The organism is Saccharothrix obliqua, from assembly GCF_019375475.1.
In the GTDB taxonomy this organism is placed as follows: domain Bacteria; phylum Actinomycetota; class Actinomycetes; order Mycobacteriales; family Pseudonocardiaceae; genus Actinosynnema; species Actinosynnema obliqua.
Genome location: NZ_JAHXGQ010000007.1, coordinates 155,636 through 179,779, shown reverse-complemented (window position 1 = coordinate 179,779; position 24,144 = coordinate 155,636). Strand labels below are relative to the sequence as shown.

Below are 24,144 nucleotides of genomic sequence, written 5' to 3'. Positions count from 1 at the left end.
CCGTCTACGCGCCGCCCTCGCCGCGCGCCGCCCCCGCCCCGTCCGCCGCCCCCGCCCCGTCCGCCGCCCCCGCCGCGCTCCGCCCCCGCCCCGTCCGTGCGCTCTGGAGTGTTTTCCGCCTGCCCCGCGCAGCTTCCGCTTGCGCCGCCCGCCCCGCCGGCCCGCCCCGCGCCGTTCGCCCGCCGCTGCCCTTCGTCGGTGTTGCCGCAGTCCCCACCACCTCCACCGCCGTAGCGGCCTGTCGTCGGCGGCTCACGGAGCGGCGAGGCCATAGGGTGTGCCCGTGGGCAACGAGATCTCCTTCCCGCGCCAGCACGCGCGCACGCAGCGGTTCACCCTCGGGGCGCCGCGGAACTTCACCGTCGCACCCGACGGCAGCCAGGTCTACTTCCTGCGCACCGCCACGGCCACGAGCCGGGCGAACGGCCTGTGGGCGTTCGACACCGCCACCCGCGCCGAACGGCTCCTGGTGGACCCGGGCGAGCTGCTCACCGACCCCGAGGACCTCTCACCGGAGGAGCGGGCGCGGCGTGAGCGCAGTCGCGAGCAGGCGGCGGGCGTCGTGGCGTACTCGACCGACCAGGACGTCACGCGGGCCGCGTTCGCCTTGTCCGGGCGGCTGTTCGTGGCGGACCTGGCGTCGGCCGACGTGCGCGAGCTGCCGGTGGCGGGCAGCGCCGTCGACCCGCGCCTGGACCCGACCGGCCGCCGCGTCGGCTACGTGGCCGCCGGCGCGCTGCACGTGGTCGACCTGGAGTCCGGCGAGGACCGGGTGCTCGCCGAACCGGACGGCGACGACGTGACGTGGGGCCTGGCCGAGTTCATCGCGGCCGAGGAGATGGGGCGGTTCCGCGGTTACTGGTTCTCCCCGGACGGCGAGCACGTGCTCGCCACGCGGGTGGACAACGCGCCGGTCGCGCGCTGGCACATCGCCGACCCGGCCAACCCCTCCGTGCCCGCCGCCGAGATCGCCTACCCGGCGGCCGGCACGCCCAACGCCGACGTGTCCGCGGCGTTGCTGGGCCTGGACGGCTCCCGCGTGGACGTCGAGTGGGACCGCGCCGAGTTCCCCTACCTGACCACGGCGAGCTGGTCGGCCGGTCCGCCGCTGCTCCAGGTGCAGTCCCGCGACCAGCGGCGGGTGCGGGTGTTGTCGGTCGACCCGGACGGCGTGCGAACGGTCGCCGAGGACGAAGACCCGCACTGGCTGGAGATCGTGCCGGGTGCGCCGCGCTGGGCGCCGGGCGGCGAACTGGTGCGCGTGCTGCCGCGTGACGGCGCGAACCGGCTGCTGGTGGGCGACGAGGTGTGGACGCCCGACGGCTTCCAGGTCCGCTCGGTGGTGGACGTGGCGGACGACGTGCTGGTGACCGCCTCCACCGACGACCCGACGCAGACGCACGTGTACCGGGTGACGGCGGACCGCGTCGAGCGGCTGTCCACAGAGGACGGCGTGCACGGCGTGGCGCGCGGCGGCGACGTCGTGGTGCTGTCGTCGGCCGGGCTGGGGCACTTCGGCACGCGGGTGGCGGTGTCGACCGGCGGCGTGATCGACTCGCACGCCGAAACCCCCGTGCTGACGCCGGACGTGCGGTTGCTGACAGTCGGCGAGCGCGACCTGCGTGCCGCCCTCCTGCTGCCCACCGGCCACGTGCCGGGCACGAAGCTGCCGGTGCTGCTGGACCCCTACGGCGGGCCGCACGCGCAGCGCGTGGTGAGCGCCCGCAACGCGTACCTGGCCTCGCAGTGGTTGGCGGACCAGGGTTTCGCGGTGCTCGTGGTGGACGGGCGCGGCACGCCGGGTCGCGGCCCGGAGTGGGAGCGGGCCATCGCGTTCGACTTCGCGGGCGCCACCCTGGAGGACCAGGTGGACGCGCTGCACGCGGTCGCCGCCACCGAACCCGACCTCGACCTGGACCGGGTCGCGATCCGCGGCTGGTCCTACGGCGGCTACCTGTCGGCGCTGGCCGTGCTGCGCCGACCGGACGTCTTCCACGCGGGCATCGCGGGCGCGCCGGTCACCGACTGGCGGCTCTACGACACCCACTACACCGAGCGCTACCTCGGCCACCCGGACGAGAAGCCGGAGGTGTACGACGCGAACTCGCTCATCGGCGACGCGCCGGAACTGGTGCGCCCGTTGATGATCGTGCACGGCCTGGCGGACGACAACGTGGTGGCCGCGCACACGCTGCGGCTGTCGTCGGCGCTGCTCGCGGCGGGCCGGCCGCACACCGTGCTGCCGTTGTCCGGCGTCACCCACATGACGCCGCAGGAGCAGGTCGCGGAGAACCTCCTGCTGCTCCAGGTGGACTTCCTCAAGCGCGCCCTCGGCTGACCGGCGGCGGGGCCGCTTCCCGTCGCGGGAAGCGGCCCGAGCCGGATCAGGCCAGGGAGTGCCGCACCTGGTACGGCGGCACCGAGTTGCCCAGCAGCGCCAGGTCGTCGATCGTCTCCGGCCGGTAGCCGCACGCGGGCAGCCGCTCGGTCATCAGCGCGGTCGGGTCGGCGACCTCGTCGGCGCGGCCGAACAGGTACGCCCACTCGTGCTCGTCGGAGCCGTAGTACGCGACCGTCCCGAAGACCTCGTGGAACCGCCGCCAGGAGCGGATCAGCGTGCCGTTGCGCCACATGGTCTGGCAGCCGGCCTGCGTCACCACCACGCCGCCCGGCGTGAGCAGCGCCTTGCACATGCGCAGGAACTCCTCGCCGTACAAGCGGTTGTGCTGCGCCTCCTCCTCGCGCTCGTCCGGCAGGTCCACCAGGACGATGTCGTAGCGCTCCGAGGTGGTGCGGATGTGCTCCCAGCCGTCGGTGTACCGCACGCGGACCGGGCCGTCACCGCGCTCGGCGGCGGCCAGTTCCTCTTGCGTGTACCCGTAGGGCAGGTGTTCCGCGCACAGCTTCACGGCTTCTTCGTCGATGTCGATGTGGTCGACCACCGAAGCGCCCGCCGCCACCGCCATCTGGCAGACCACGCCCTCGCTCGACCCGATGACCAGCACCCGGTCGACGCGGTCGGCGAGCAGCAGCGCCGGCACCATCAGCGCCTCGTGGTAGGTCAACTGGCTGAACTCGGTGCTCTGCCGGTCGTCGTCGCAGAACAACGACAGGCCCTGGGACGTGCGGGCGATGACCAGGTGCTGGTACTTGGTCCGGGTGTCGACGACGGTGTCCTCGACCTCCCAGAGCCTGGTCAAGCCGTTCGCGAGCGGTTCCCGGATCACGCTTTCTCCTCACCCATGAGCGCGGGGACCTTGCTGCCCCGGCTGATCATGTCCGTCCGTGCGGACTCGGCTCCCAGCGCGTCGGCCAGCAACTGCACCGCGAGCGCCGGCTTGGCGCGCGTGCCGCAGGTGAACACGTCCACGAAGACCTTCCCGACCTCGGGATAGGTGTGGATCGACGCGTGGGACTCCGACAGCAGGGCCAGCACGGTGACCCCCTGCGGCTCGAACTGCTTGGAGACCACCTCCAACACCGTGGCGTCGGCCTGGGTGAGCGCTTCGCCGAGCGCGTGCCGCAGGAACCGCTCGTCGTTCAGCAGTTCCGGGCTCACGCCTTCCAGTTCGGCGAGCACGTGCTGTCCTGCGAACAAGCCGACCGGCTCGGTTTCGCACGGGACTTCGGACATCAATCACTCCAAACACCTTGAGTGGGGACGAACGTCTTACCGGGGCGTGCTCAGCGCACGCAGTAGGTGGCCAGCGGTTCGAAGCCGTTGAAGGCGATCGAGGAGTAGCTGGCGGTGTACGCACCGGCGCACAGCAGGTCGACGTGATCGCCCGCGCGCAGTTCCAGGGGCAGGTCGTAGCAGGTGTTCTGGTACAGCACGTCGTCCGCGTCGCAGGTCGGCCCGGCGAGCACCACGGGGCCGGCGGGCCCGCCGTCCAGCGGTGCGCCACCGCGGCTGGTGCGCAGCGGGTACGCGATGGCCTCGCCCTCGGTCTCGGCGAGGCCGCCGTAGCGGCCGATGTCGAGGAACACCCAGCGGCGTTCGTCCGAATAGGACTTCCGCGACACCAGCACGACCTCGGAGCGCAGCACGCCGGACTCGGCGACGACCGCGCGGCCCGGCTCCACCATCACCCGGGGCGTGAAATCGCCGAAGTGGCGGGCGATCGAGGCGGTGATCGCGGCGGCGTAGTCGGCCAGTGGCGGCAGCGGGTCCAGGTAGCCGGCGGGCAGTCCGCCGCCCAGGTTGACCGTTGACAGCGCGATGCCCTCGGCACGCAGCTTCGCGGTCACCTCGGCGGCGTCGGCGATCGCGGCGTCCCAGCCGTTCGGGTCGAGCTGCTGCGAACCGGCGTGGAACGCCACGCCCAGCGGCACCAGGCCCAGTTCACCCGCCAGGCGCAGCAGGTCCACCGCCATCTCCGGCGCGCAGCCGAACTTCTTGCCGAACGGGTAGGTGGAGCTGTTGGCCTCCACCAGGATGCGCACCAGCACCGACGAGCCGGGCGCGTGCTCGGCGAGCGCGCGCACGTCCTGCTCGCTGTCCGACACGTACAACCGGACGCCGCGCTGGTACGCGTGGGCGATGTCGCGTGCCTTCTTGATGGGGTTGCTGTACGAGATCGTCGCCGGTGCGGCGCCCTGTGCCAGGCACAGGTCGATCTCGTTCGGGCTGGCGACGTCGAAGCTCGCCCCCTCGGCGGCGAGCAGCGCCACCACCTCGGGCGCGGGATTCGCCTTCACGGCGTAGAAAACCCCGACCCCGGGCAGGGCGTCGCGGATCGCGGTGAACCGGTCGCGCACCGTGGGCAGGTCGATGACCAGGCAGGGCGTGCCGGGTTGCTCCTGGTCCAGGAAACGACGAATACGAGCTGTTGCCTCGTGGTGTAGCCGTTGGCCGGCAAAGCTCGTCTTCATCTCGCTAGGGGTCCCCCTCCGCAACCGTTCGCTGGCACGGCCGTCCACTCTAGGTGGTCTTGGTGAAGAAAGCCCTATCGGCGGGCGAAGTTGTGATGCAGCTCCACCACCGTGATGTCCGGCGGTGCGCCCACCCGCACCGGCGGTCCCCAGAAACCCGCGCCGTTGCTGGTGTAGACCTGGGTGCCGTCGACGTTCGCCAACCCGCCGCGCACGGGTTGTTGCAGGTCGACCGCCAGGTGGAACGGGAACATCTGCCCGCCGTGCGTGTGCCCGGACAGCTGGAGGTCGACACCGTGCTTCGCGGCCTCGCGCGCCTGCACCGGCTGGTGCGCGAGCAGCACCACCGGGTCGCGCGCGTCGCGCCCGGCCAGCGCCCGCGCGAAGTCCGGTCCGTCGTCGAAGGCGCGGCCGTTGACGTCGTTGACACCCGCGAGGTCGAACCCGGCGCCCGCCCGCTCCACCCGCACCCGCTCGTTGCGCAGCGGGTGCACGCCGAGGCGGTCCAGCTCGGCCAACCAGGGCTCGGCGCCCGCGAAGTATTCGTGGTTGCCGGTGACGAAGAACGAACCGTGCGTGCTGACGAGGTCGCGCAACGGCGCCGCCGCCTCACCCAGCTCCGCCACCGTGCCGTCCACCAGGTCGCCCACGATCGCCACCAGGTCCACCTGCTGCTCGTTGATCATCCGCACGATCCGCTCGGTGTGCGCCCGGCCGAGCAGCGGACCCAGGTGGATGTCGCTGACCACGGCGACGCGGTAGCCCGACAACCGCGGGTCCAGCTTGTCCAGCAGCACCGGCACCCGCTTGACCACCGGGTCGCCGAGCGCCTGCGTCATCCCGTAGCCGACGACGCCCGCGGTCGCCGCACCGCTCGCGACGGCCAGCGTGCGGGCGATGAACAACCGCCGTGACGGGGCTTCTCCGGTCGTGCTCACCTCTTCCGCGACCGGACCGGCGGGCACGGGCGTCGTGCGTCGGGCGGTGCGGTTGAGCAGCACGCGCGGGATCTCCAGCGCGCCGAACAGCAACGCCAGGTAGAACGCGCACGCCAGCCACACGTAGCCCGGCCAGGCGAAGACCGGCCAGTTGGTCGCCAAACCGGCCATCAGCAGCGCATACAGCCCGACGACGACCCACGTGCCGACCCGGCGCGCGCGGCCGGGCCCGGTGGTGTCGCGCACGGTGCGCCGCCACACGTAGTAGTGGGCCGCGCCCATGACGACAGCGAACAGCACGACGAACAAGAGCCGGCCTCCCCCAGTGGTGGTGCCGCCAAGTTTCCACGAAAGCCGGGAAACCCGGGAGGAGCGGTGCCCTCGCGGGTACTCCTATCGGGTGGTCCGCCGGGTACCGTCCCGTGTTGCCATGCGGACGCTGCTCATCGACAACCACGACTCGTTCACGTACAACCTGTTCCAGTACCTGGCCGAGGTGAACGGGCGGGAACCGGTCGTCGTGCCGAACGACGACCCGGACTTCCGCCTGTCCGACCTGCGGCGGTTCGACAACGTGGTGTTGTCGCCCGGCCCCGGCCGACCGCACGTCCCCGCCGACTTCGGCCTGTGCCGCGCCGTCGTGGACCACGGTGACCTGCCGTTGCTCGGCGTGTGCCTGGGGCACCAGGGGCTGTGCCTCGCGCACGGCGCGACCGTCGACCTCGTGACGCCGCGGCACGGCGTGGTGGACGAGGTCCGGCACACCGGGACCGACCTGTTCGCGGGCCTGCCGTCGCCGTTGCCCGTGGTGCGGTACCACTCGCTGGCCGTCACCGACCTGCCGCCGGACCTGGAGCCGATCGCGTGGTCGGCGTCCGACGGCCTGCTGATGGGCGTGCGCCACCGGACCCGCCCGGCGTGGGGCGTGCAGTTCCACCCGGAGTCGATCTGCACCTCCCACGGCCGTGAACTGCTGGCGAACTTCCGCGACCTGAGCGCGGCGGGACCGGCCTCGTCGCCGCCCCCGGTTCCGCCGCTGTCCCCGACCGAGGCGCCGGTGGCCCACGTCGTGAGCGTTCGGCGGGTCGACGCCCACCCGTCGCCGGAACGGGTCTTCGCGGCCCTCTACAGCACCGCCGAGGACGCCTTCTGGCTGGACAGCAGCCTCCCCGGCGACCGCGGCCGGTTCTCCGTGATGGGTGACGCGAGCGGGCCGTTGGCGCGGGTCGCGACCTACGACGTGTGGACCGGCCGGATCACCGTGGGCGACCGCGAGTTCCCCGGCCCGTTCTTCGACTGGCTGGCCGCCGACCTGGCCGCGAACCACGTCGAGGCGCCGGACGTGCCGTTCGAGTTCCACCTGGGCTGGGTCGGCTACCTCGGCTACGAGCTGAAGGCCGAGTGCGGCGGCGTGGCCGCGCACCGCTCGGAGCAGCCCGACGCGGCGTTCGTGTTCGCCGACCGGGCGATCGTCTTCGACCACTCGGAGCGGTGCGCGTACCTGTTGACGCTCACTCCGGGTGACGAGTGGCTGGACCGCACCGAGGCGGTGCTGGGCGAGCTGCCCGCGACCGACCCACCCCGGCCGGCGACCCGCCCGGCGGGTGCCCCGGTCCGGCTGCGGCACGACCGCGACCACTACCTGAAACTCGTGGACGCGTGCCTGGAAGCGGTGGCGGCGGGCGAGAGCTACGAGGTGTGCCTGTCGAACACGGCGACGTGGCGGGGCGTCCTGGACCCGTGGGAGGCGTACCGGTTCCTGCGCGCGGAAAGCCCCGCGCCGTTCGCCGCGCTGCTCCGTTTCGGCGCACTGGCGGTCCTCAGCACTTCACCCGAGCGGTTCATCCGGATAGACCGGAGGGGGGTGGTCGAATCGGAGCCAATCAAGGGCACCCGGCCGCGTGGCGCGACGCCGGCGGCCGACGAGGCTTTGCGCGTGGACCTGGCGGCCAGCCCGAAGGACCGGGCCGAGAACCTGATGATCGTCGACTTGGTGCGCAATGATCTGGGGCATTGCGCGGAAGTGGGCAGCGTCGAGGTGCCCAGGATCTTCGCGGTGGAGAGCTACGCCACCGTGCACCAGCTGGTGAGCACGGTTCGGGCGAGACTTCGGCCGGGTGGTTCGGCCGTGGCGGCGGTTAGGGCGGCGTTCCCCGGCGGGTCGATGACGGGGGCGCCCAAGATCCGGACAATGCAGATCATCGACGGCCTGGAAGCCGGGCCGCGGGGTGTCTACTCGGGTGCGCTGGGTTACTTCTCGCTGTCCGGGCCGGTGGACTTCAGCATCGTCATCAGGACGCTGGTGGTGGACCGGGACAAGGTGAGTTTCGGCGTGGGCGGCGCGGTCATCGCGCTGTCCGACCCGGCCGCCGAATTCGAGGAGACGGCGGTCAAGGCGACGGCCCTGCTCCGGCTGCTGGGCAGCGGGTTTCCAGGTCGCCCGACCTGCGGTTCCCCGGAGTTTCCCCCCGCGGCCGACGGGTCCGCCGACCGCAGGGGATAACCTCCGCGGCTCAGGAGGCGTGGGCTTCCTGGAACTGCACGACCAGGCCCTGGGGAATGCGGCCGCGGTCGGAGATCTGGTGGCCCTGGGCCCGCGCCCAGTCTCGAATGGCTTGCGCCTGGGCCTTGTCACCAGCCTTTACCGTGCTCTTGCCGGTGCCCTTCCGCTGCTTGCGCCCACCCGCGCGGCGCGCCTTGGCCACGAAGTCGGCCAGGGACTCGCGGAGCTTGTCCGCATTGTCCTTGGAGAGGTCGATCGAGTACTCCACACCGTCCAGCGCGAAGGTCACGGTCTCGGCGGCTTCGCTGCCGTCGAGGTCGTCGATGAGTTGGACGACGGTCTGCTGTGCCACTGTTCCTCCGTGTGTGCTCGCATAGCGCGTGTTGCCGTCGACTTGTATCTGCGCCACACGCTTCGGTCGACACCATAGTGCACGGAAGGAATATCGCCTAACCTTTCGGCCGGAAAATGTGACTGATGCCCCCGGACGGGTCATTTACCGGCCTAAACCGCACCCCCGAAATGTGAGGGAGGGCTTCGGCCTCACACGTGGTGCCCGTCACACCCGGTAGGGTGGCCTATCCTGGAGGCCGGGATACCCGTCCAGGGTAGGGAAGGCCGGGAGCGATGCACGGTTACACAGCGGACAAGGACGCGTACCTCAAGCGCCTGCGCCGCATCGAGGGACAGGTCCGGGGCCTGCAACGCATGGTCGAGAACGACGACTACTGCATCGACGTGCTGACCCAGATCTCAGCCGCCACGAAGGCCCTCCAGGCCGTGTCGCTGGGACTGCTGGACGAGCACCTGAAGCACTGCGTGGCCCAGGCGGTGGCCGAGGGCGGCGAGGTGGCCGAGGAGAAGATCGCGGAGGCGTCCGCGGCAATCACCCGCCTGGTCCGCTCCTGACCCGTCCGCGCCGCCCCCGGCCGTCGCCGAGGGGTGCGCGGCGACCCGTCCGCCTGATCCAGTAGAGTGCTCATCCAACCGGCCCCCGTAGCCCAATCGGCAGAGGCAGCGGACTCAAAATCCGTCCAGTGTGCGTTCGAGTCGCACCGGGGGCACTCCGGCGGAACTGCCCAGATCGGCCCCTGACCAGCGCTCGCGCGGTCAGGGGCCGATCTTTTTGTCCGGTGGCGTCCACAGCCGTCACCTGACGTCCGCGGTTGTTCGTGCCGAATGCGTGCCGATTACCCCGCCCGGCGCCCACCCGTACTGCGCTCACACCGCCAGGCCGGGGAGGGTGCCGTCAGGTGGGCGCTTCCTCGATTGGCCTCCCTGGCACCTCCACCGGTGCGTCAATCGGCGTAGTCGGCACCGCCCCGGCAAAGCCCTGGCCGTGCTGATTCCCGGCGTTGTCGGCGTCCGGGTGGCCGCGCTCTCCGGGTCTGCCCGCGCTGCTGTCGCTCGCCCACCGCCGCCATCGGTCGCCGCCACGTCGTCAGTGCCGGCAGTCCGTTCTGGTCCGTTCTGGTCCGGACTGGTCCACGCCTGGTCATTTACACCGGACGGGTCACGGCCGAAGCTGTCTTCGCCGGCCGGCCGGTCCAGCCGGTCCTCCGCGTCGGAAGGAAGTCGTGACCACAGCACTGGTAGAAGCCACTCCGCGGGACGGGTCCCCGTCGTTTCCCGCGGGCGAGTTCGAGGACTTGATTCAGTTTCACCTGCGTGCCCGCTCTCCGCGGTCAGCGGGTCGGACGCTTTTCGCCGGCGGCACGTCTCGCGGGGGTGGACGGCGACGAGGGGGCGGCGTGGTGAACGCGGGGTTGACGGTTGCTTTGTCCTGTGCGGAGCGGGGTTTGCCGGTGCTTTCCGGCGCGGCGTGTATGGGTGGGGGCTATCCGGACCACGTGTTCGGTCGGTTTCACGAGTCGTTGGCCTTGTGCCGACCGGAGATGGTGGCCGCGGACGAAGCGCGCGTCCCACCGTCATCCCGCCGCCGGCTTGCGGCGCGGGCACCGGAGTTCACCACGAGTTGCCCCGGACAGCCGCTGATAGCCTCCGGCTCGACCTCGGGCGGCTGCTGATGGCGGCGTTGAGCGGGAGCGCGGAGGCGGATGTGGGTGCGGATTGGTCGGCGGTCGCGCGTGCGATGAACGGCCGCACGCGGGAACTCTCGATGAAGCAGCGGGAGCTGTCGGAGAAGTCGGGGGTGTCGTTGGCGATCGTGCGGGAGGTCCAGCAGGCCCGCATCCGGCGTCGTCGCAACCCCCGCACCCTGGAAGCGCTGTCGAGCGCGTTGGAGTGGCACCCGCGGCACCTGTCGGCTGTGCTCAACGGCGAGGAGCCGCCGCGGGTCGAGCGGTCGGCGCTCCCGGTCGAGGACCCGATGATCCAGCTGATGACCATCGTGATCCGTGAGATCCGTGGGCTTCGTGCGCAGATCGGAGTGCTCAGCAACCGTCTTGACGGCCGGTTCGCCGATCCTCGGCAGGACAACGAGGCCGAGTGATCGGCGCCGCCCGCTGGACGGGCTCAGGTCACCGGGGCTCCTCCGCAACGGGCACCAGGGCGTCGGCGTACCGGTGGGCGGAGGCGGTGTAGCGGGGGAGGTGGTCGGCCAGCGCGTGCACCAGGCGTGACACGGCCTCGCGCTCCCGGCCGAGGTCGGTGAGCACCAGGGCGTGGAACACGACAATCGCGTCGTCCAGCCCGTCGCCGACCGCGGTGGACTCGCCCGCCAGGATCCGGTCACCCTCGTCGGCACGCCCGACGTTGCGCAGCGAGCTGGCCAGTTGGATCTTCGCGCGACGGCCCTCGTAGCCGCTCAGGCCCTCGTCCAGCGCGCGTTGGTAGTGGGGGATTGCCAGGTCGGAACGGCCCGTCGAGTCGTGCGAACCGGCGATGTGGAAGTGGCGGATCGCGGGCGGCACCTCCGGGCGGTCGACGAGTTTCGCGATCAGCGCCACGAACTCCTCCGGCGGCGTGTCGGGCAGTCGCTCCCAGGCCGCGTCCAGGTCGTCGTTCCAGGCCATGTGGTCACTCCTCCGGTCGAAGCGGTCCGCTCAGTATCCTGCCGGGTATGAGCCGCGCCCGGCAGACCGTCACGCTCACTGCGGATCTCGTGGTCCTGACGATCCGGGAAGGCACGCTCCGCGCCCTTGTCGTGGAACGGGGGAACGAGCCGTTCGCGGGGAAGTTGGCGCTGCCGGGCGGTTTCCTGCGCGGCGAGGAGAGCCTGGACGAGACCGCCGCGCGGGAACTGGCCGAGGAAACCGGCCTGAGCGCGGAGAAGTTGCACCTGCGCCAGGTCGGCGTCTACTCCGCCCCCGACCGCGACCCCCGCCGGCCGCGCGTCGTCACGTGCGCTTACCTGGCGATCGCGCCCAACCTGCCGCTGCCGACCGCCGGCTCCGACGCCCGGTCCGCGCACTGGCTCCCCGTCGACCTGCTCCAGCGCTCGGGCCTCGCGTTCGACCACGACGACATCCTCCGCGACGCCCTGGAGCTGGCACGGGCCGAACTCCAGTTCCGGACCATCGCCACCGCCTTCTGCGGCGAGGAGTTCACCATCGGCGAGCTGCGCGAGGTCTACGAGGTGATTTGGGGCGTGCGCCTCGACAAGCCGAACTTCCACCGCAAGGTCACCGAGGCCGCCGGCTTCGTCGTCCGCACGGGCGGCAAGCGGCCTACCGCCAACGGCCGTCCCGCGGCGCTGTACCGCGCCGGTGCGGCGGACACCCTCACCCCGCCGATGATGCGACCGCGGCCCGTCGAAGCCTGAGCCACCTGTCGATCTTGTCAGGATGACAATTGGCTCAACAGCAAGCCAATTCCGCGTCCGGACCCTTGATGTCGGAGTGACAATAACCTAGTCTGGCCGACATGGCTGACGAAAATGCGACCCGTGTGCTCACGGCCGACGTGGTGATGTTCACCAGGACAGGCGGCGAGCTGGCGGTCTTGGCGGTGGAACGGGCGAAAGAGCCGTTCTGCGCGGCCCTCGCGTTACCCGGTGGCTTCGTGGAACCGGGCGAGAGCGCGTTGGACGCGGCGGTGCGGGAGTTGGCCGAGGAGGCCGGCATCGAGGTGGACGGCAGGCGACTGCGGCGTTTCGGTTGCTACACGCGGGTCGGTCGAGACCCGCGCGGGCGGATGATCAGCGTGGCCTTCCACGGGTACGTGGCCGGTGTCCCCGCGGTGACCGGGGGAAGTGACGCCCGTGCGGCGGGATGGGTGCCTGTGGCGCGGTTCCTGTCCAGCGGGACGCGGATCGCCTTCGATCACCGGGAAATCGTCCGCGACGCCGTGATCAGGAGGTTCCGGTGGCGTCCGGTGCCGGAGAGCGCGGCATCGCGGGGTGCAACAGGTGGGCCGGTCCCCGGCGGTAGAGAGCGGCCGGCCGCCCGCCCTGGCGCGTGGTCCGACCGCCGGTCGGGACCAGGAAGCCCGCGACCCCGGTGACCTTGCGGTGGAAGTTGCGGGGGTCGAGCAGTTCGCCCCACACGACCTCGTACACCCGGCGGAGTTCCGCCACGGTGAACTCCGGCGGGCAGAACGCGGCGGCCAGCGTCGTGTACTCGATCTTGTTCCGGGCTCGCTCCACGGCGTCCCGGATGATCTCCCCGTGGTCGAACGCCAACCTGGTCCCGGGGTGCAGCGCGGTGGCGACCGGCACCCAGGAGGCCGCTCGCGCGTCGCCTCCCGCGACGGGTGCGGGCGGGTCCGGGGCGAACGCCAGGTAGCAGATCGTCACCACGCGCTGCCGGGGGTCACGGCCCGGCGTGCCGTAGGTGTGGAGTTGTTCCAAGTGCAGTGCGGAGGGGTCCAGCCCGGTTTCCTCGGCGAGTTCCCGCTCGGCGGCGGCGTCCAGGCTCTCGGCGACGTCGGAGAGGAAGCCGCCGGGTAGGGCCTGCATCCCGCGGAACGGCTCGACACCGCGTTCGACCAGCATGATTTGCAGTGCGTCGTCCCGCACGGTCAGCACGGCGAGATCGACGGCCACCGCGATCTCGGGGATCTTCCAGCCGTTGTCGGTCATGATCGTCGCCCCCGGCGATCGACGGGCGACCCTCCGTCCACTTGCAACATCCTACCTGCGGCAGCGCGCGACAGCATGATCGTCTTTATCGTCGGATTGACGAGAAGCGGTGGGTGCGTTACTGTCTCGCCCATCCCGGGCGGTGCCCTCCTGTTCCTCGCGCCTCGCACCACACGCGACGAGTGCTGCCGCTGGAAGCCAGTCCTGGCCGCATCGCGGACTCGCCCTCCGCACACCTCGGCGTACGACAAAGCGGAACCGCTTGCGCGGTACCACCTTGGAGTGATCGATGTTCGTCATCCTGACCGCGCTCAACGTGGAACACCAGGCGGTGCTGGAGCACCTGACCGACGTCACCGAGCGGACGCACGTCGCGGGCACCGTCTTCGAAGAGGGCACGACGACCTCCCGGCCGCACCGGCGGATCGCGCTCGGCGTGACGGGGCCCGGAACGACGACGGCCGCGGCGTTGACCGAACGCGCGCGGAGCATGTTCTCCCCGACGGCCATGCTGTTCGTCGGTGTGGCAGGGGGTTTGCGCGACTGGCTCGAGATCGGCGACGTGGTCGTGGCCACGAAGACCTACTCGCACCACGGCGCCCGCAGCGAGGACGACGGCGACCTGGCACGCCCCCGCGCCTGGGACGTCTCCCACGCCCTGGAGCAGCGGGCGCGGCGCCTTCCCCGCGGGGACGCCTGGTACTCCTACCTGCCCGACCGCGGCGAGCACGTCCGACCGGGGGTGCACTTCGACCCGATCGCCGCGGGCGACGTCCTGCTGAACTCCAGGACGTCACCGCTGGCGCGCTCGCTGCACAGCAACTACAACGACGCGATCGCCGTCGAGATGGAGAGTTCGGGCTTCGCGCACGCCGGGCACCTCAGCGGCAACGTGCCGACGATGACGATCCGGGCCATCAGCGACCACGCCGACGGCACGAAGTCGGCGAGCGACCGCGCGGGCACGCAACTCCTCGCCGCCCGCAACGCCGCCGCGTTCGCGATCGCCCTCGTGTCCGCGCTCGACGACGTGGGTGGTGCGGAGGCGGAGCGGGACGTCCCGACCGGGTTCCCGCCGTTGCCCACCATCCACAACACCAACACCGCGCACGACAACGCCAGGGTCGGCCAGCAGGTCGGCGTCCAACTCGGGCACTTCCGTCCGAAGTGGACGGGGAACGAGCGGTGAGCGCGGAAACCGGGGAGAGTCCCGAGGTCACGCCGAAGGTCGACAACCGGAACGTGGCGTCGAACGGCGCCCACGTCGACCAGCAGGTGGGCGTCCAGCTCTGGGACACGACGATCCACCACGACCTCCGCACGTACCACATCAACCACGGCGATCCGCCCGAGCGCATGCACGAGGTCGCCCGCAACCTCTTGAACGGCGGCACCCCGCGCCGCGCGGAGGAGATGTTCTCCGCGTTGCTCCAGCAGGGGCGGATCACCACCGAGCGGACCTACTACTACGCGTTGTCCGTGATGAGCGAGCGCTCGCTGGTCGACCTGTCGGGCCGACTGCTCGACAACATCAAGGACGCGCACAAGATGTGCCTGTCGCACCCCGTCGATTCCTGGTCGCAGGCGTTCACGGTGGTGTGGGAGCTGCTGCGCCGCGTGAAGCAGGAGTACGCCGGGAAAGCGGCGGGCAACCGGTTGGACGTCGCCGGCGCTCTCGGCGCACTGCCATTCGCCCGGCAGGAGGAGATCGCCCGGCACATGGACGTGGTCCTCCGGGGCCTGGCCGAGGTCTGGTCGCAGTCCGACCTCGCGACGCACATGATGCGGGAGCGGACCGTGCCCGAGCGGACCGAGCGGTCCTGGAAGTTCTTCGAAGCGGAACCCGCCGAGCCGAAGCCGTACCAGCCGGCCCCGCTGCGGCCGGTCCCGGGTGACCGCGGCCGCGCGTTCCTCGGCTTCACCGGCCTCGCCATCGGGCTGGTCTTCCTCGTGGCCGGGCCGTTCCGGGTGGGTCTGCTGCCGGAGTTGGCGTTGCTGTGCGCCGGGTTCCACCTGGTGCTGCGGAACGGCGCCCTGATCGGCGTCGCGGCATTGCGTCACGACGCCGCCGACCGAAGCGCCACGACGGCAGAGGGTGGGGACGCCGAGTCCGCCGAGGAGCACATCCACCTGTCGACCGGCTTCGGCAAGAACATCGGCTCGCTCGTCGACCGCCTCTTCAAGGAGCACTCGGGTACCGCACCCGAGCACGAGGGCGAGCAGCCGTACCAGGCGTACCGCACGTACCTGAAGAGGCGTCTCGTGCAGTCGTACCAACCGGGCGAGGTGAAGACCGCCAACCTCCGGTGGCTGGTCACGTGGCACGCGAAGCGGGCCGTCGCGCGGGGTCGGGCCGGGATCGAAAACACGGCCGTTTCCCCCAGCCCGTTCGGCACGACGGCACGTCATCGCCTGGGCGTCGTCGCCGTCGTGGCGGGTGTGGCGGACGCCCTGTGGGCGCTGGACGTCTGGGCGGGTCTGTTCCTGGCGCTCGGCGGGTGGTTCGTGATCAAGCACGGTGTGCGTGTCGCCGCCACCAAGCAGGCCAACCTCGCCGCGTCGGCTGAAGCGGATGCGTTGTACCACGAGGAAACCAGCGCATACCGGGCGTGGGTCGCCGATCTGGCGGACCGGCCCGCGGACGCGCAGATCGCGCGCTGGCACGTGCTGGACAAGTTCTACCTCGTGTCGGACTTCATCAAGCGCGTCGGGCTGAAGCGGGACCAGGTGATCGATCACGTGGTGCTGACCGAGTGCGCGCCTTTCGCCCGGCGCAGCCGCCTCCAGTACGGCCCACCGCGGTACTCGGCGTACATGGTCCGCATCCTGCTGCTCACCCGCAAAGGAGTGCGCTACGCCAAGCTCCGCCTCGACGCGAACACCGGCGAGGCGCAGAACGAGGAACGGCTCATGTTCCGGTACGACGCGGTCGTGTCGGCCAAGGTGACCGAGAAAGGCTCACGCACGACAGCGGTGAACGCCCTGGAGAACGGGGACGTGGAGAACCTGCGGAGCCGGGACCTGCGCCTGGTCCTCACCAACGGCGACCCCATCGAGATGAAGGCGAACAGCTTCATGAGCCGGCAGCACCCCCACGACGAGAGCGAGTCGGAGCTGATCGACGCCGCCTACGAGACGTCGGGGATCGAGAACGCCCTGCCCACCCTGGAGGCGATCGCGGCGGAAGGGGAGGAGTGGCTCGTGCACGAGCAGGAACGCCGCGAGCAGTGGGCACGCGAGTGGGACCGCGTCGTCGTCGGGTGATCCCGGGACGAGCAGGTCGAACAAGCCGGGGAGTGGGTTCGGCTCACCGCGACCCGGCGCCGAAGAACGGAAGTGGCGTCCGTACCCGCAGCGCCCCGTGGAGAACTGGTGATCCCTCCGACCTGGGACGGCCCGATCCCCGGACCGTCCACCATGGACAACCACAACGAAGCACACCCCGGCGCGCACATCGGCCAACAGGTCGGCGCGCACTACGGTGACACGGCCATCCACTACGCGGCCGTCTACCACATCAACGACGGCGATCCGCCGGAACGAAGGCACGACGTTGCACGCAACTTCCTCGCCGGTGGCGCGCCCCGCGAAGCGGAGGAGGTCTTCGACCGGCTGTTGCGCGACTGGCACATCACGACGGAACGGGCCTACTACTACTTCCTCTCTGTGGTCAGCGAACGGTCGTTCCACGACGTGAGTGGCGAGTTGGCGGAGCGCATCATCGGCGTCCACAAGATGTGCGCCTCGCTGCCGCACGACGAGTGGAGCGACGCGTTCGCCGTGGTGTGGCGGTTCATGCGGTTCGTGCGCGACGAGATGTCGGGCGAGTCGAACACCGACCTCAACGTCGTGCTCGACGCCTACAACGCGCTCCCCGCGGAGCGGAAGGACGAGATCGCCCAACACCTGGGCATGATCCTCAGCGGTATGGCGAAGGAGAAGCTCGAAGCCGTGCACGCCGTCCGGGTCGTGGCGGAGCGGACGAGCCACGGTCGTGCGGCACGGGCGTGGAAGTTCTTCGAGCCGGATCCCGCCAAACCCCGGCCGTACACGCCGGCACCGGTGCAGACCAAGCGTGGTGACCTGGTCGGCATGGTCATCGGTGGCGGTGTGGTGCTGATCGGCGTGATGGCGGCGTTGATCGAACCGTCGGCGATCGGCGTCCTGCTCGGTTTTCCCCTCGTCGCCGTCGCCGGTTACCTGGTGCTGCGTCACGGCGGAGCCCGGGAAGCGGTGAAATCGCGCAACGCGGCCAAAGCCGCTGTAGTCGCGGCACCGAGCGAACAACCGGCGCCCCGCTCACCGGGGCACTGGGTTTCCACCGCGTTTGTCGAGGAGGTCCACCGGTTGGTCGACAGCCGCTTCTCGGCGGCCCGACCGCACGTCGCCGGGGACTGGCCGAACTACACCGCCGGCATCAGGGCACACCTCAAGCAGCGCTTCGTCGAGCTGTACGGGAACGCCCGCGTTCCGGCGAACGCGATCGGCTGGCTGATCGGGTGGCACGCGCGGCAGGTGGCCGCGGGGTGGAGCACGCAATCGCTGCACGGCGACCGGTTGGCGGTCCCGGTCCGGGACACCCTGCTCTTTCGGCTGGGTTTCCTGGTCGGGATCGCGGGGCTGGTCGTGCTGTTGTTCGCCAATGGCGCCCTGCCGGCGTTGTTCGTCGGCTCGGGAGGGTTCTTCGTGGTGTGGGGCGGGATGAGCGTAATCGCCAACCGGGGCCTCGCCGGGTACCTGCGTGCGGACGCGGCACGGCTCAATGCCGCAGAGAGCCGTGCCTACCAGGAGTGGCTGGCACTGCTGGCAGATCGTCCGTCCGACGCCGAGATGGCCCGCTGGCTCGCCATGGACAAAGCGTACCTGCGGGACAACGCGGTCCGGCGGGCCAACCTGTACGCACACGACCTGGTCACGCACGTGGTGATGACGGAGGGGGCGCGAGGCGCCCTGCGCGCGCGAGTGCTCCACGGCCCACCACGCTTCTCCCGGTACGTGGTGCAGATCTTCCTGCTCACCCGCGGCGGCGTGCGGGAAGCGCGGGTGGAACTGGACTTCCTCACCGGCGACGCGCTGAACGAGCAACGCCACCTCTTCCGGTACGACGCCCTGGCTTCGGCCAGCGTCGTGGAGAAGGGTCTGCGCGGCACCAGGAAGGAGGGGGCGGAGGTCGAGCGGTTGCGCAGCCGCGCGTTCCAGCTGTCCCTGGTGAACGGCAGGGACATCACCGTCGTCGCCGAGGCTTTCACGAAGGAGCGGGACGACGGCATCGAGGAGGACGACGCCGAGGACGAATCCGAGCAGTTCCGGATGTCGGTCCAGACCTCCGGCATCGACGCCGCGATGCCGGTCCTGGAGGCGGTCGCCGCGGAGGGCGCGGACTGGATCGCCCGTGACCGCGAACGCCGGGCGAGGTGGTCGCGCGACTGGCCCGAGTGATCGTGCCGGTTCCGCTGCGCCACCGCGGAATGCAGCGATGACCGGTCCGGGTGGTGGCTGCGCTCGGCGGGGGTAGGTGATCGGTGGTTGGTCGTCGCTCTTGGTCAGGGCGACCACTCGCCTGGCTGGACTGGTGATGGCCCGGGTTACGTGCCGTTGCGGGCCGGACGGGGACGGTTGATGGTGGAGCGGCGGGGTTGTCGGGATCGGAGGAGGTGCCATGGCCGCCGGTGCGATTCCGTGACCCCGTTCGCCGTCGTGGTGTCGCCGGACCGCGACGGGACCTGACGGCAGGCGTCCCCGGTTCCCGTTCGTCGCTCCTTCTTTGCGAGGTCTGCCGATGTACGAGTTGACCAACAGCGTGGTCGTCCTGCCGGACACGCCGGGCGGCACGCGGGCGAGCCTGCGGGTGCCGCACCGCGGGCCGCAGGTGGTGGCGCACGCCTCCGGCCGCCCGTGGCTGATCGGGCACTGGGCGGCCGGCGAGGTGGTGGTCGGCGGCGCGGGCGACGTGCGGATCGCGGTCCACGGGTTCAGCCCCGTCGACGCCGGCCGGTTGGCCGCGGTCGCGGCGCGGGTGCGCGCGCCCGCCGACCTCGACCGCCTGGCGCGGACGCTCCCGGGCTCCGCCCACCTCATCGCGTCGATCGGCGGGCGGGTGCGTTTCCAGGGCTCCGTCAGCGGTTTCCGGCCGGTGTTCACCGCGCTCCTCGACGGCGTGGCCGTGGCGAGCGACCGGGCCGACGCGTTGGCGGCGATGATCGGCGCCGATCCGGACGAGGACCTGCTCGCGGTGCACATCGCGTGCGGGCAGCTGATGCCGCCACTGGCCGAGCGGAGCTGGTGGCGTGGCGTGGAACGGGTGCCACCGGACTCCTACCTCCAGTTCACCGCCGACCGCGCGCGGGTGGTCCGCTGGTGGCGACCGCCGGAACCCGCGTTGCCGCTCCAGGTGGGCGCCTGGCGGCTGCGTGAAGCGCTCGAAGAGGCCGTGGCGTGGCGGAAACCGATGCTGGGCGCGGTGTCGGCCGACCTCTCCGGCGGGATGGACTCCACGTCGCTGTGCTTCCTCGCCGCCGCGCGCACGCCGGACCTGATCACGTTCCGCCGCGACGACGGCAGCGCGATCAACGACGACCCGCGGTACGCGAGCCGGGCCGCCGGCCTGCTGGTGCGGGCCCGGCACCTGGAACTCGGTGGCGCGCCACCGGTTTTCGCACCGCCGTACGAGTTGCCCGACACGGAATCACCGCACACCATGACCCGCGGCATCACCACCACCCGGTACCAGGTGCGGTGGCTCGTCGAACGCGGCGCGACCCTGCACCTGGCCGGTCACGGCGCGGACGAGGTGTTCACCGGCAGCGCGTCCTACCTGCACACCCTCATCCGCCGCAAACCGCTCACCGCGCTCAGGCACCTCCGCGTCCACCGCGCCCTGGGCCGGTGGCCGCTGCTGCCGACCGTCGCGGGCCTCTGGAGCGACCGGACCCTGGCCGAGTGGTGGCGCGCGTGCGCCGACGGCCTCGGATGCCCGACACCGCGCGACATCCCGGACCTGGCGTGGGGTTCGCCGTTGCCCACCACGCCGTGGGCGACGCCGGACGTGGTGAGCACGGCGCGGCGGGTGCTGCGCGACACCGCCGCCGAGGTCTGGCCGCTGGCGGGCGATCGCGGCCAGCACGAGACGGTGATCAGCGTGCGTTACGCCGGAGTGGTGCTGCGCCAACTGGTCCGGGACTTCGCCGCCGGCGGGCTGCGCCTCGACCTGCCCTACCTGGACGACCGGGTGGTGGAGGCGGCGTTGGCCGTGCGGGTGCACGAGAGGTTCGACCCGTGGCTGTTCAAGCCCTTGCTCGCGGCGGCGATGCGGGGCCGCGTGCCGGACTTCATCCTCAACCGGCGCACGAAGGGCGACTACGAGGAGACGGTCATCCGCGACCAGCGGCGGCACGTCCCCGACCTGCTCGACCTGTTCGCCGACTCGGCGCTGGCCGCCCGGGGCCTGATCGACGTCGACGCGCTGCGCGCCGGCCTGCACGCCCAGCCGTCACCCGAGTCCGACGACCCGTCGGCGAGCCTGGAGATGACGCTCGGCTGCGAGATGTGGTTGCGCCAGACCGGTTCCGTGCGCCGGGACGACCCGGGCCGCACCGGTCCGCCCGCCGACGCCGGTGTCCCGGTGGCCTGACCGAGGAGATCCGATGAGCATGCCCTACGCACCACCGGAACGCGTGCGGCTGCCCTGGCGCGGCCGGGTGCCGGCGCTGGTGGCCGTCGCGGTGGCCGCGCCGATCACCCGGTTGTCGCCGCGGGTCATGCGTCGGCTCCTGGTTCTGGTGAGCCGCGGTGCGCGGGAGGCGACGGCGGAGGAGACGTCGGCCGCACGGCAGGCCGTGGTCGCGAGCAGCATCCGCTGCGCGGTCAACGGGTGCCTCCAGCGGTCCATCGCGACCGCGTTGCTGTGCCGGGCCCGCGGGACGTGGCCGACCTGGCGGCTCGGCGCGCGCACCACGCCGTTCGGCGCGCACGCCTGGGTGGAAGCCGAAGGCCGCATGATCGACGAGCCGCTGCCCGACGGTTACTACGTCCCCCTGGTCACCGTCGCGCCGCGCGCCGCCCGGGAGCAGCCCGGTGTCGGGCTGCTGCGGCTGCACCGCGACGCGCTCAGCGCCGAGACCGACGACGGCGTCGTCCTGCTCAACCAGCGCAGCGGGCACTACTGGCAGCTCAACCAGTCCGGAGTGGACACCCTGCGCCGCCTGCTGGCCGGGCAGTCCGCCGACGACGTGGCCAAGGACTTCGCCGCGGCGTACGAGATCGACCCGGCGCGAGCCCACCAGGACATCACCGCGATGACGGACCGGTTGCTCGCCGCCGGTTTCCTCAGCAGGTCGTGAACCGCGCCCGCGGTCACACCCGGCCGAGGAGGTAGCGGCCCGCGGCGAGATCCGAGCGGCCCGCCAGGAAATCGGTCAGCGCGTCGTGGAACTCCGCGATGTGCAGGGTGCCGTCGCCGTCCTGGTCCAGGGACCGCAGGGCCGCGATCAGCTCGTGCCGGCGGGGGCTGCGGTCGAGCAGGCGCGCGTACTCCGCCTGGCTCACCTGGCCGTCGTCGTTGCGGTCGATCAGGCGGCACACCACGTCGGCGACCCGGCCGTGGCCCTTGCTCGCGGAACCCGGGTAGCGGCCCTCGGCGATGGCCGCGCGGTAGGCGGCGAGGGTGACCGAACCGTCGACCGGGGTGCCGGTCAGGTCGCGCAGTTGCCGCCACCACGCCTCGAAAGCCTCGTGCACGGCGGTTTCGTCCGCTTCGTCCAGGTCGAGGTGCGTGCTGATCTCGCGCGCCATGCCCAGCAGGTCCGCCCACCGCACCACGCCGTCACCGCTCTGGTCGAGGATGGTGGTGAAGAACTCCTCGGGCGTCGTCGCGGTGCGCGGGCGCACTTCGCCGGTGGCCCGGATCGCGGCCGACGCGTAGGGCATGTAACGCCACGGCTTCGGCAGCAGGTCGGTGAACGTCCGGGCCGCGCGGTGCACGCCGGACACGAACAGCTCCGCGCCGGGCGCCGTGGTCAGGTGCAGGCGACGGCGGTAGACCTCGGGCAACGTCGCCGCGGTCGCCTGCACGGCGGCGGACACCACGACGTACCGCAGCGGCGACCAGAGCAGGCCGGGGATGGGCAGCCCGCCGGGCACGGGCAGCCGGAAGATGCTGCCGGACAACAGGTCCCGCACGGTCGGGTTGTCCTCCAGCACGTCGGCCGCCATGCGGTCGAAGTAGGCGTGGAACTCGTCGAGGTCGGCGGGCTGGTCCGCCTCGGTGAGGTCGAACAACCGGCCGAGGGCGCGCCACTCGTCGTACAGCCGCGCGGCCTCGGTCGGGCTGAGCGGGTCGCCGCCGAGCCGGTGGATCGTCTGCACCGCCTCGAAGAGCGTGAGGTGCACCCACGCGCGGGCGGGCGTGTCGGTGGCGGTGAACGCGCGGCCGTGCGGGTCGGTGCCGCGCATCCGGCGGTGCAGGCGCTCCAGGCGGGTGAGTTCGCGCTGCCGCTCCGCCGCCGTGCCGTAGACGTAGGTCTGGAGGCTTTCCATCGTGCGCAGGAAGCGCCGCCACGGCCGCGCGGTGTAGACGGAGAACTGGCCCACCGCCGCGCCGATCTGCGGGTGCGCGGCCTGGAGCACCAGCGTCCGGTGGATCACCAGCATCAGCCGCCACTGGCCGAGGTGGTTCCAGGTGGCGGAGCCCGGTCCGAGCGCGTCCTGGGTCGTGGTCATCCGGGAACCTCCGTGAGGTGGTTGGCGCGCAACGGGTGCGTGCGCACCGCCAGCAGGTGCGGGAACGTCCGGCGCAACGCCCGCACCGGTGACGGGTGGACGCCGCGGTGCAGGACGTCGGCGCCCTTCCGCTCCACCACGTCCCAGTGGGCGTCGACGACCTCCAGCGCGGCGGCCATGAACGGGCGGTGGTGCGGCGGCAGGTGGTCGAGCAGGCCGCGGCCCCGGCGACCGAGTTCACGTGCCCGCCGGACCTGGAGGTGCACCAACGCGTCCGCGGCGGGCGTGCGTCGCCGGCCGAGGGTCCGCGGGTCGACGCCGCAGCGGTCGATGTCCTCGACGGCCACGTAGACCCGACCGCGGCGCAGGTCCTCCGGGTAGTCCAGGCTGATGTCGAAGAGCTGGAACACCTCGCCCAGCGCGGTCGCGCACCGCTCGGCGTCGGCCGACGTCGCCCCGAGCACCCGCGCGCCGAGCAGGGCGGGCACCCCGGCCACGCCACGCAGGTGCACCCGCAGGTCCTCGAACGTGGCGAACCCGGTGGGCCGCCCGACGTCCGCGCCGGTGGCGTCGAGGAACTCCGCGAACTGGTCCGGCGTCAGGCCGTGCACCCGGCTGGTGTGCAGGAGCGCGCGGCGCAGCGGGTGCGTGCTGCGCCCGGCCCGCAGCTCACGCATCGCCGCCGCCACCCACTCGCGGTAGGCGCCGGGGTCCGGCACCTCGTCGGCGATCCGGTCGGACGTGCTGAAGAAGGCGTGCAACGCGTGCAGGTGCCGCCGGGGCTCGGGCGGGAGCAGCCACCGGACGGCCAGGTACGTCAGCCGGTCCGCGGTCGCGTGGACGCGGCGGCACAGTTCGTACGACGCCGCCAGCTTCTCCGGCACCGGCAAGATCACGCACCCCCCGGGTCGGCGTGCCCGGCAAGATCGGGCTTCGCCGCATCGTCATGGATGTCCGGAGTGAGCGGCAAGCCCCCGACGGCGTGCAACGTGGTCACGCTCAGCGATGTGCCGAGGCGGCTGTGCTATGCTCGAAGTGGAGTGACCGCTGTTCGAGGAGTTGTGACGTGGCAGGTGAAGACGACATCTCCGGGTGAGCCCCGGAGTTGATGAGCCGTCGGCGCGCGCGCATCG

General features: G+C 71.6%; 19 protein-coding genes, 1 tRNA gene and 1 pseudogene. 12 read left to right on the top strand and 9 right to left on the bottom strand.

Annotation, left to right across the window (positions count from 1 at the left end):
- Positions 1 to 283 precede the first annotated feature (283 nt).
- Positions 284 to 2,338: a S9 family peptidase gene (locus KZQ38_RS22690; RefSeq protein ID WP_219444266.1), complete on the top strand. Its 2,055-nt coding sequence runs from the start codon at positions 284 to 286 to the stop codon at positions 2,336 to 2,338.
- 46 nt (positions 2,339 to 2,384) lie between these two features.
- Here KZQ38_RS22690 and KZQ38_RS22685 read toward each other — a convergent pair whose 3' ends face one another.
- From KZQ38_RS22685 to KZQ38_RS22670, 4 genes are all read right to left on the bottom strand, one after another.
- Entirely contained in the window at positions 2,385 to 3,227 is an 843-nt protein-coding gene (locus KZQ38_RS22685) for a spermidine synthase (protein ID WP_219444264.1), read from the bottom strand.
- Entirely contained in the window at positions 3,224 to 3,634 is a 411-nt protein-coding gene (gene speD, locus KZQ38_RS22680) for an adenosylmethionine decarboxylase (RefSeq protein ID WP_219444262.1), read from the bottom strand. The genes KZQ38_RS22685 and speD overlap by 4 nt, the downstream gene beginning before the upstream one ends.
- A 50-nt stretch (positions 3,635 to 3,684) precedes the next feature.
- Positions 3,685 to 4,872 (bottom strand): type III PLP-dependent enzyme, encoded by a 1,188-nt coding sequence (locus KZQ38_RS22675; protein WP_219444260.1) that lies wholly within the window; start codon positions 4,870 to 4,872, stop codon positions 3,685 to 3,687.
- Positions 4,873 to 4,946: 74 nt separating this feature from the next.
- Positions 4,947 to 6,110: a metallophosphoesterase gene (locus tag KZQ38_RS22670; RefSeq protein ID WP_372452276.1), complete on the bottom strand. Its 1,164-nt coding sequence runs from the start codon at positions 6,108 to 6,110 to the stop codon at positions 4,947 to 4,949.
- A gap of 130 nt (positions 6,111 to 6,240) precedes the next feature.
- Here KZQ38_RS22670 and pabB point away from each other — a divergent pair, with 130 nt between their 5' ends.
- Positions 6,241 to 8,313 (top strand): aminodeoxychorismate synthase component I, encoded by a 2,073-nt coding sequence (pabB, locus tag KZQ38_RS22665; RefSeq protein ID WP_219444256.1) that lies wholly within the window; start codon positions 6,241 to 6,243, stop codon positions 8,311 to 8,313.
- Positions 8,314 to 8,323: 10 nt separating this feature from the next.
- Here the strand turns inward: pabB and KZQ38_RS22660 are convergent, their stop codons facing one another.
- The gene (locus tag KZQ38_RS22660; protein WP_015104119.1) at positions 8,324 to 8,665 is read right to left on the bottom strand and encodes a histone-like nucleoid-structuring protein Lsr2; all 342 of its coding nucleotides are present in this window, start codon (positions 8,663 to 8,665) and stop codon (positions 8,324 to 8,326) included.
- Positions 8,666 to 8,940: 275 nt separating this feature from the next.
- Here KZQ38_RS22660 and KZQ38_RS22655 point away from each other — a divergent pair, with 275 nt between their 5' ends.
- From KZQ38_RS22655 to KZQ38_RS22645, 3 genes are all read left to right on the top strand, one after another.
- The gene (locus tag KZQ38_RS22655; RefSeq protein ID WP_219444255.1) at positions 8,941 to 9,222 is read left to right on the top strand and encodes a metal-sensitive transcriptional regulator; all 282 of its coding nucleotides are present in this window, start codon (positions 8,941 to 8,943) and stop codon (positions 9,220 to 9,222) included.
- A gap of 81 nt (positions 9,223 to 9,303) precedes the next feature.
- A tRNA-Leu gene (locus tag KZQ38_RS22650) sits at positions 9,304 to 9,377 on the top strand.
- Positions 9,378 to 10,372: 995 nt separating this feature from the next.
- On the top strand, positions 10,373 to 10,765 hold the full coding sequence (locus KZQ38_RS22645) for a hypothetical protein (protein WP_219444254.1): 393 nt from the start codon (positions 10,373 to 10,375) through the stop codon (positions 10,763 to 10,765).
- 28 nt (positions 10,766 to 10,793) lie between these two features.
- Here the strand turns inward: KZQ38_RS22645 and KZQ38_RS22640 are convergent, their stop codons facing one another.
- Positions 10,794 to 11,288 (bottom strand): tetratricopeptide repeat protein, encoded by a 495-nt coding sequence (locus KZQ38_RS22640; protein ID WP_219444253.1) that lies wholly within the window; start codon positions 11,286 to 11,288, stop codon positions 10,794 to 10,796.
- A gap of 47 nt (positions 11,289 to 11,335) precedes the next feature.
- On the opposite strand from KZQ38_RS22640, the gene KZQ38_RS22635 reads away from it, so the two are divergent.
- Positions 11,336 to 12,037 (top strand): NUDIX hydrolase, encoded by a 702-nt coding sequence (locus KZQ38_RS22635; RefSeq protein ID WP_219444252.1) that lies wholly within the window; start codon positions 11,336 to 11,338, stop codon positions 12,035 to 12,037.
- A 101-nt stretch (positions 12,038 to 12,138) separates the two neighbouring features.
- A pseudogene (locus tag KZQ38_RS22630) lies at positions 12,139 to 12,543 on the top strand (NUDIX domain-containing protein); the annotation flags it as partial.
- A 22-nt stretch (positions 12,544 to 12,565) separates the two neighbouring features.
- Here the strand turns inward: KZQ38_RS22630 and KZQ38_RS22625 are convergent.
- Positions 12,566 to 13,294: an NUDIX hydrolase gene (locus KZQ38_RS22625; protein ID WP_219444251.1), complete on the bottom strand. Its 729-nt coding sequence runs from the start codon at positions 13,292 to 13,294 to the stop codon at positions 12,566 to 12,568.
- Positions 13,295 to 13,583: 289 nt separating this feature from the next.
- On the opposite strand from KZQ38_RS22625, the gene KZQ38_RS22620 reads away from it, so the two are divergent.
- From KZQ38_RS22620 to KZQ38_RS36375, 5 genes are all read left to right on the top strand, one after another.
- Positions 13,584 to 14,483: a 5'-methylthioadenosine/S-adenosylhomocysteine nucleosidase family protein gene (locus KZQ38_RS22620; protein ID WP_219444250.1), complete on the top strand. Its 900-nt coding sequence runs from the start codon at positions 13,584 to 13,586 to the stop codon at positions 14,481 to 14,483.
- On the top strand, positions 14,480 to 16,558 hold the full coding sequence (locus KZQ38_RS22615; protein ID WP_219444249.1) for a hypothetical protein: 2,079 nt from the start codon (positions 14,480 to 14,482) through the stop codon (positions 16,556 to 16,558). The genes KZQ38_RS22620 and KZQ38_RS22615 overlap by 4 nt, the downstream gene beginning before the upstream one ends.
- Before the next feature lie 108 nt (positions 16,559 to 16,666).
- Positions 16,667 to 18,733, top strand: a complete 2,067-nt coding sequence (locus KZQ38_RS22610) for a hypothetical protein (RefSeq protein ID WP_219444248.1) — start codon at positions 16,667 to 16,669, stop codon at positions 18,731 to 18,733.
- 340 nt (positions 18,734 to 19,073) lie between these two features.
- Positions 19,074 to 20,924: an asparagine synthase-related protein gene (locus KZQ38_RS22605; protein WP_219444246.1), complete on the top strand. Its 1,851-nt coding sequence runs from the start codon at positions 19,074 to 19,076 to the stop codon at positions 20,922 to 20,924.
- A 13-nt stretch (positions 20,925 to 20,937) separates the two neighbouring features.
- Positions 20,938 to 21,633 (top strand): lasso peptide biosynthesis PqqD family chaperone, encoded by a 696-nt coding sequence (locus tag KZQ38_RS36375; RefSeq protein WP_257901966.1) that lies wholly within the window; start codon positions 20,938 to 20,940, stop codon positions 21,631 to 21,633.
- A 13-nt stretch (positions 21,634 to 21,646) separates the two neighbouring features.
- Here KZQ38_RS36375 and KZQ38_RS22590 read toward each other — a convergent pair whose 3' ends face one another.
- Both KZQ38_RS22590 and KZQ38_RS22585 read right to left on the bottom strand, forming a co-directional pair.
- Positions 21,647 to 23,011 (bottom strand): oxygenase MpaB family protein, encoded by a 1,365-nt coding sequence (locus tag KZQ38_RS22590; protein WP_219444244.1) that lies wholly within the window; start codon positions 23,009 to 23,011, stop codon positions 21,647 to 21,649.
- Positions 23,008 to 23,907: a phytoene/squalene synthase family protein gene (locus tag KZQ38_RS22585; protein WP_219444242.1), complete on the bottom strand. Its 900-nt coding sequence runs from the start codon at positions 23,905 to 23,907 to the stop codon at positions 23,008 to 23,010. The genes KZQ38_RS22590 and KZQ38_RS22585 overlap by 4 nt, the downstream gene beginning before the upstream one ends.
- Between the last annotated feature and the right edge of the window lie 237 nt (positions 23,908 to 24,144).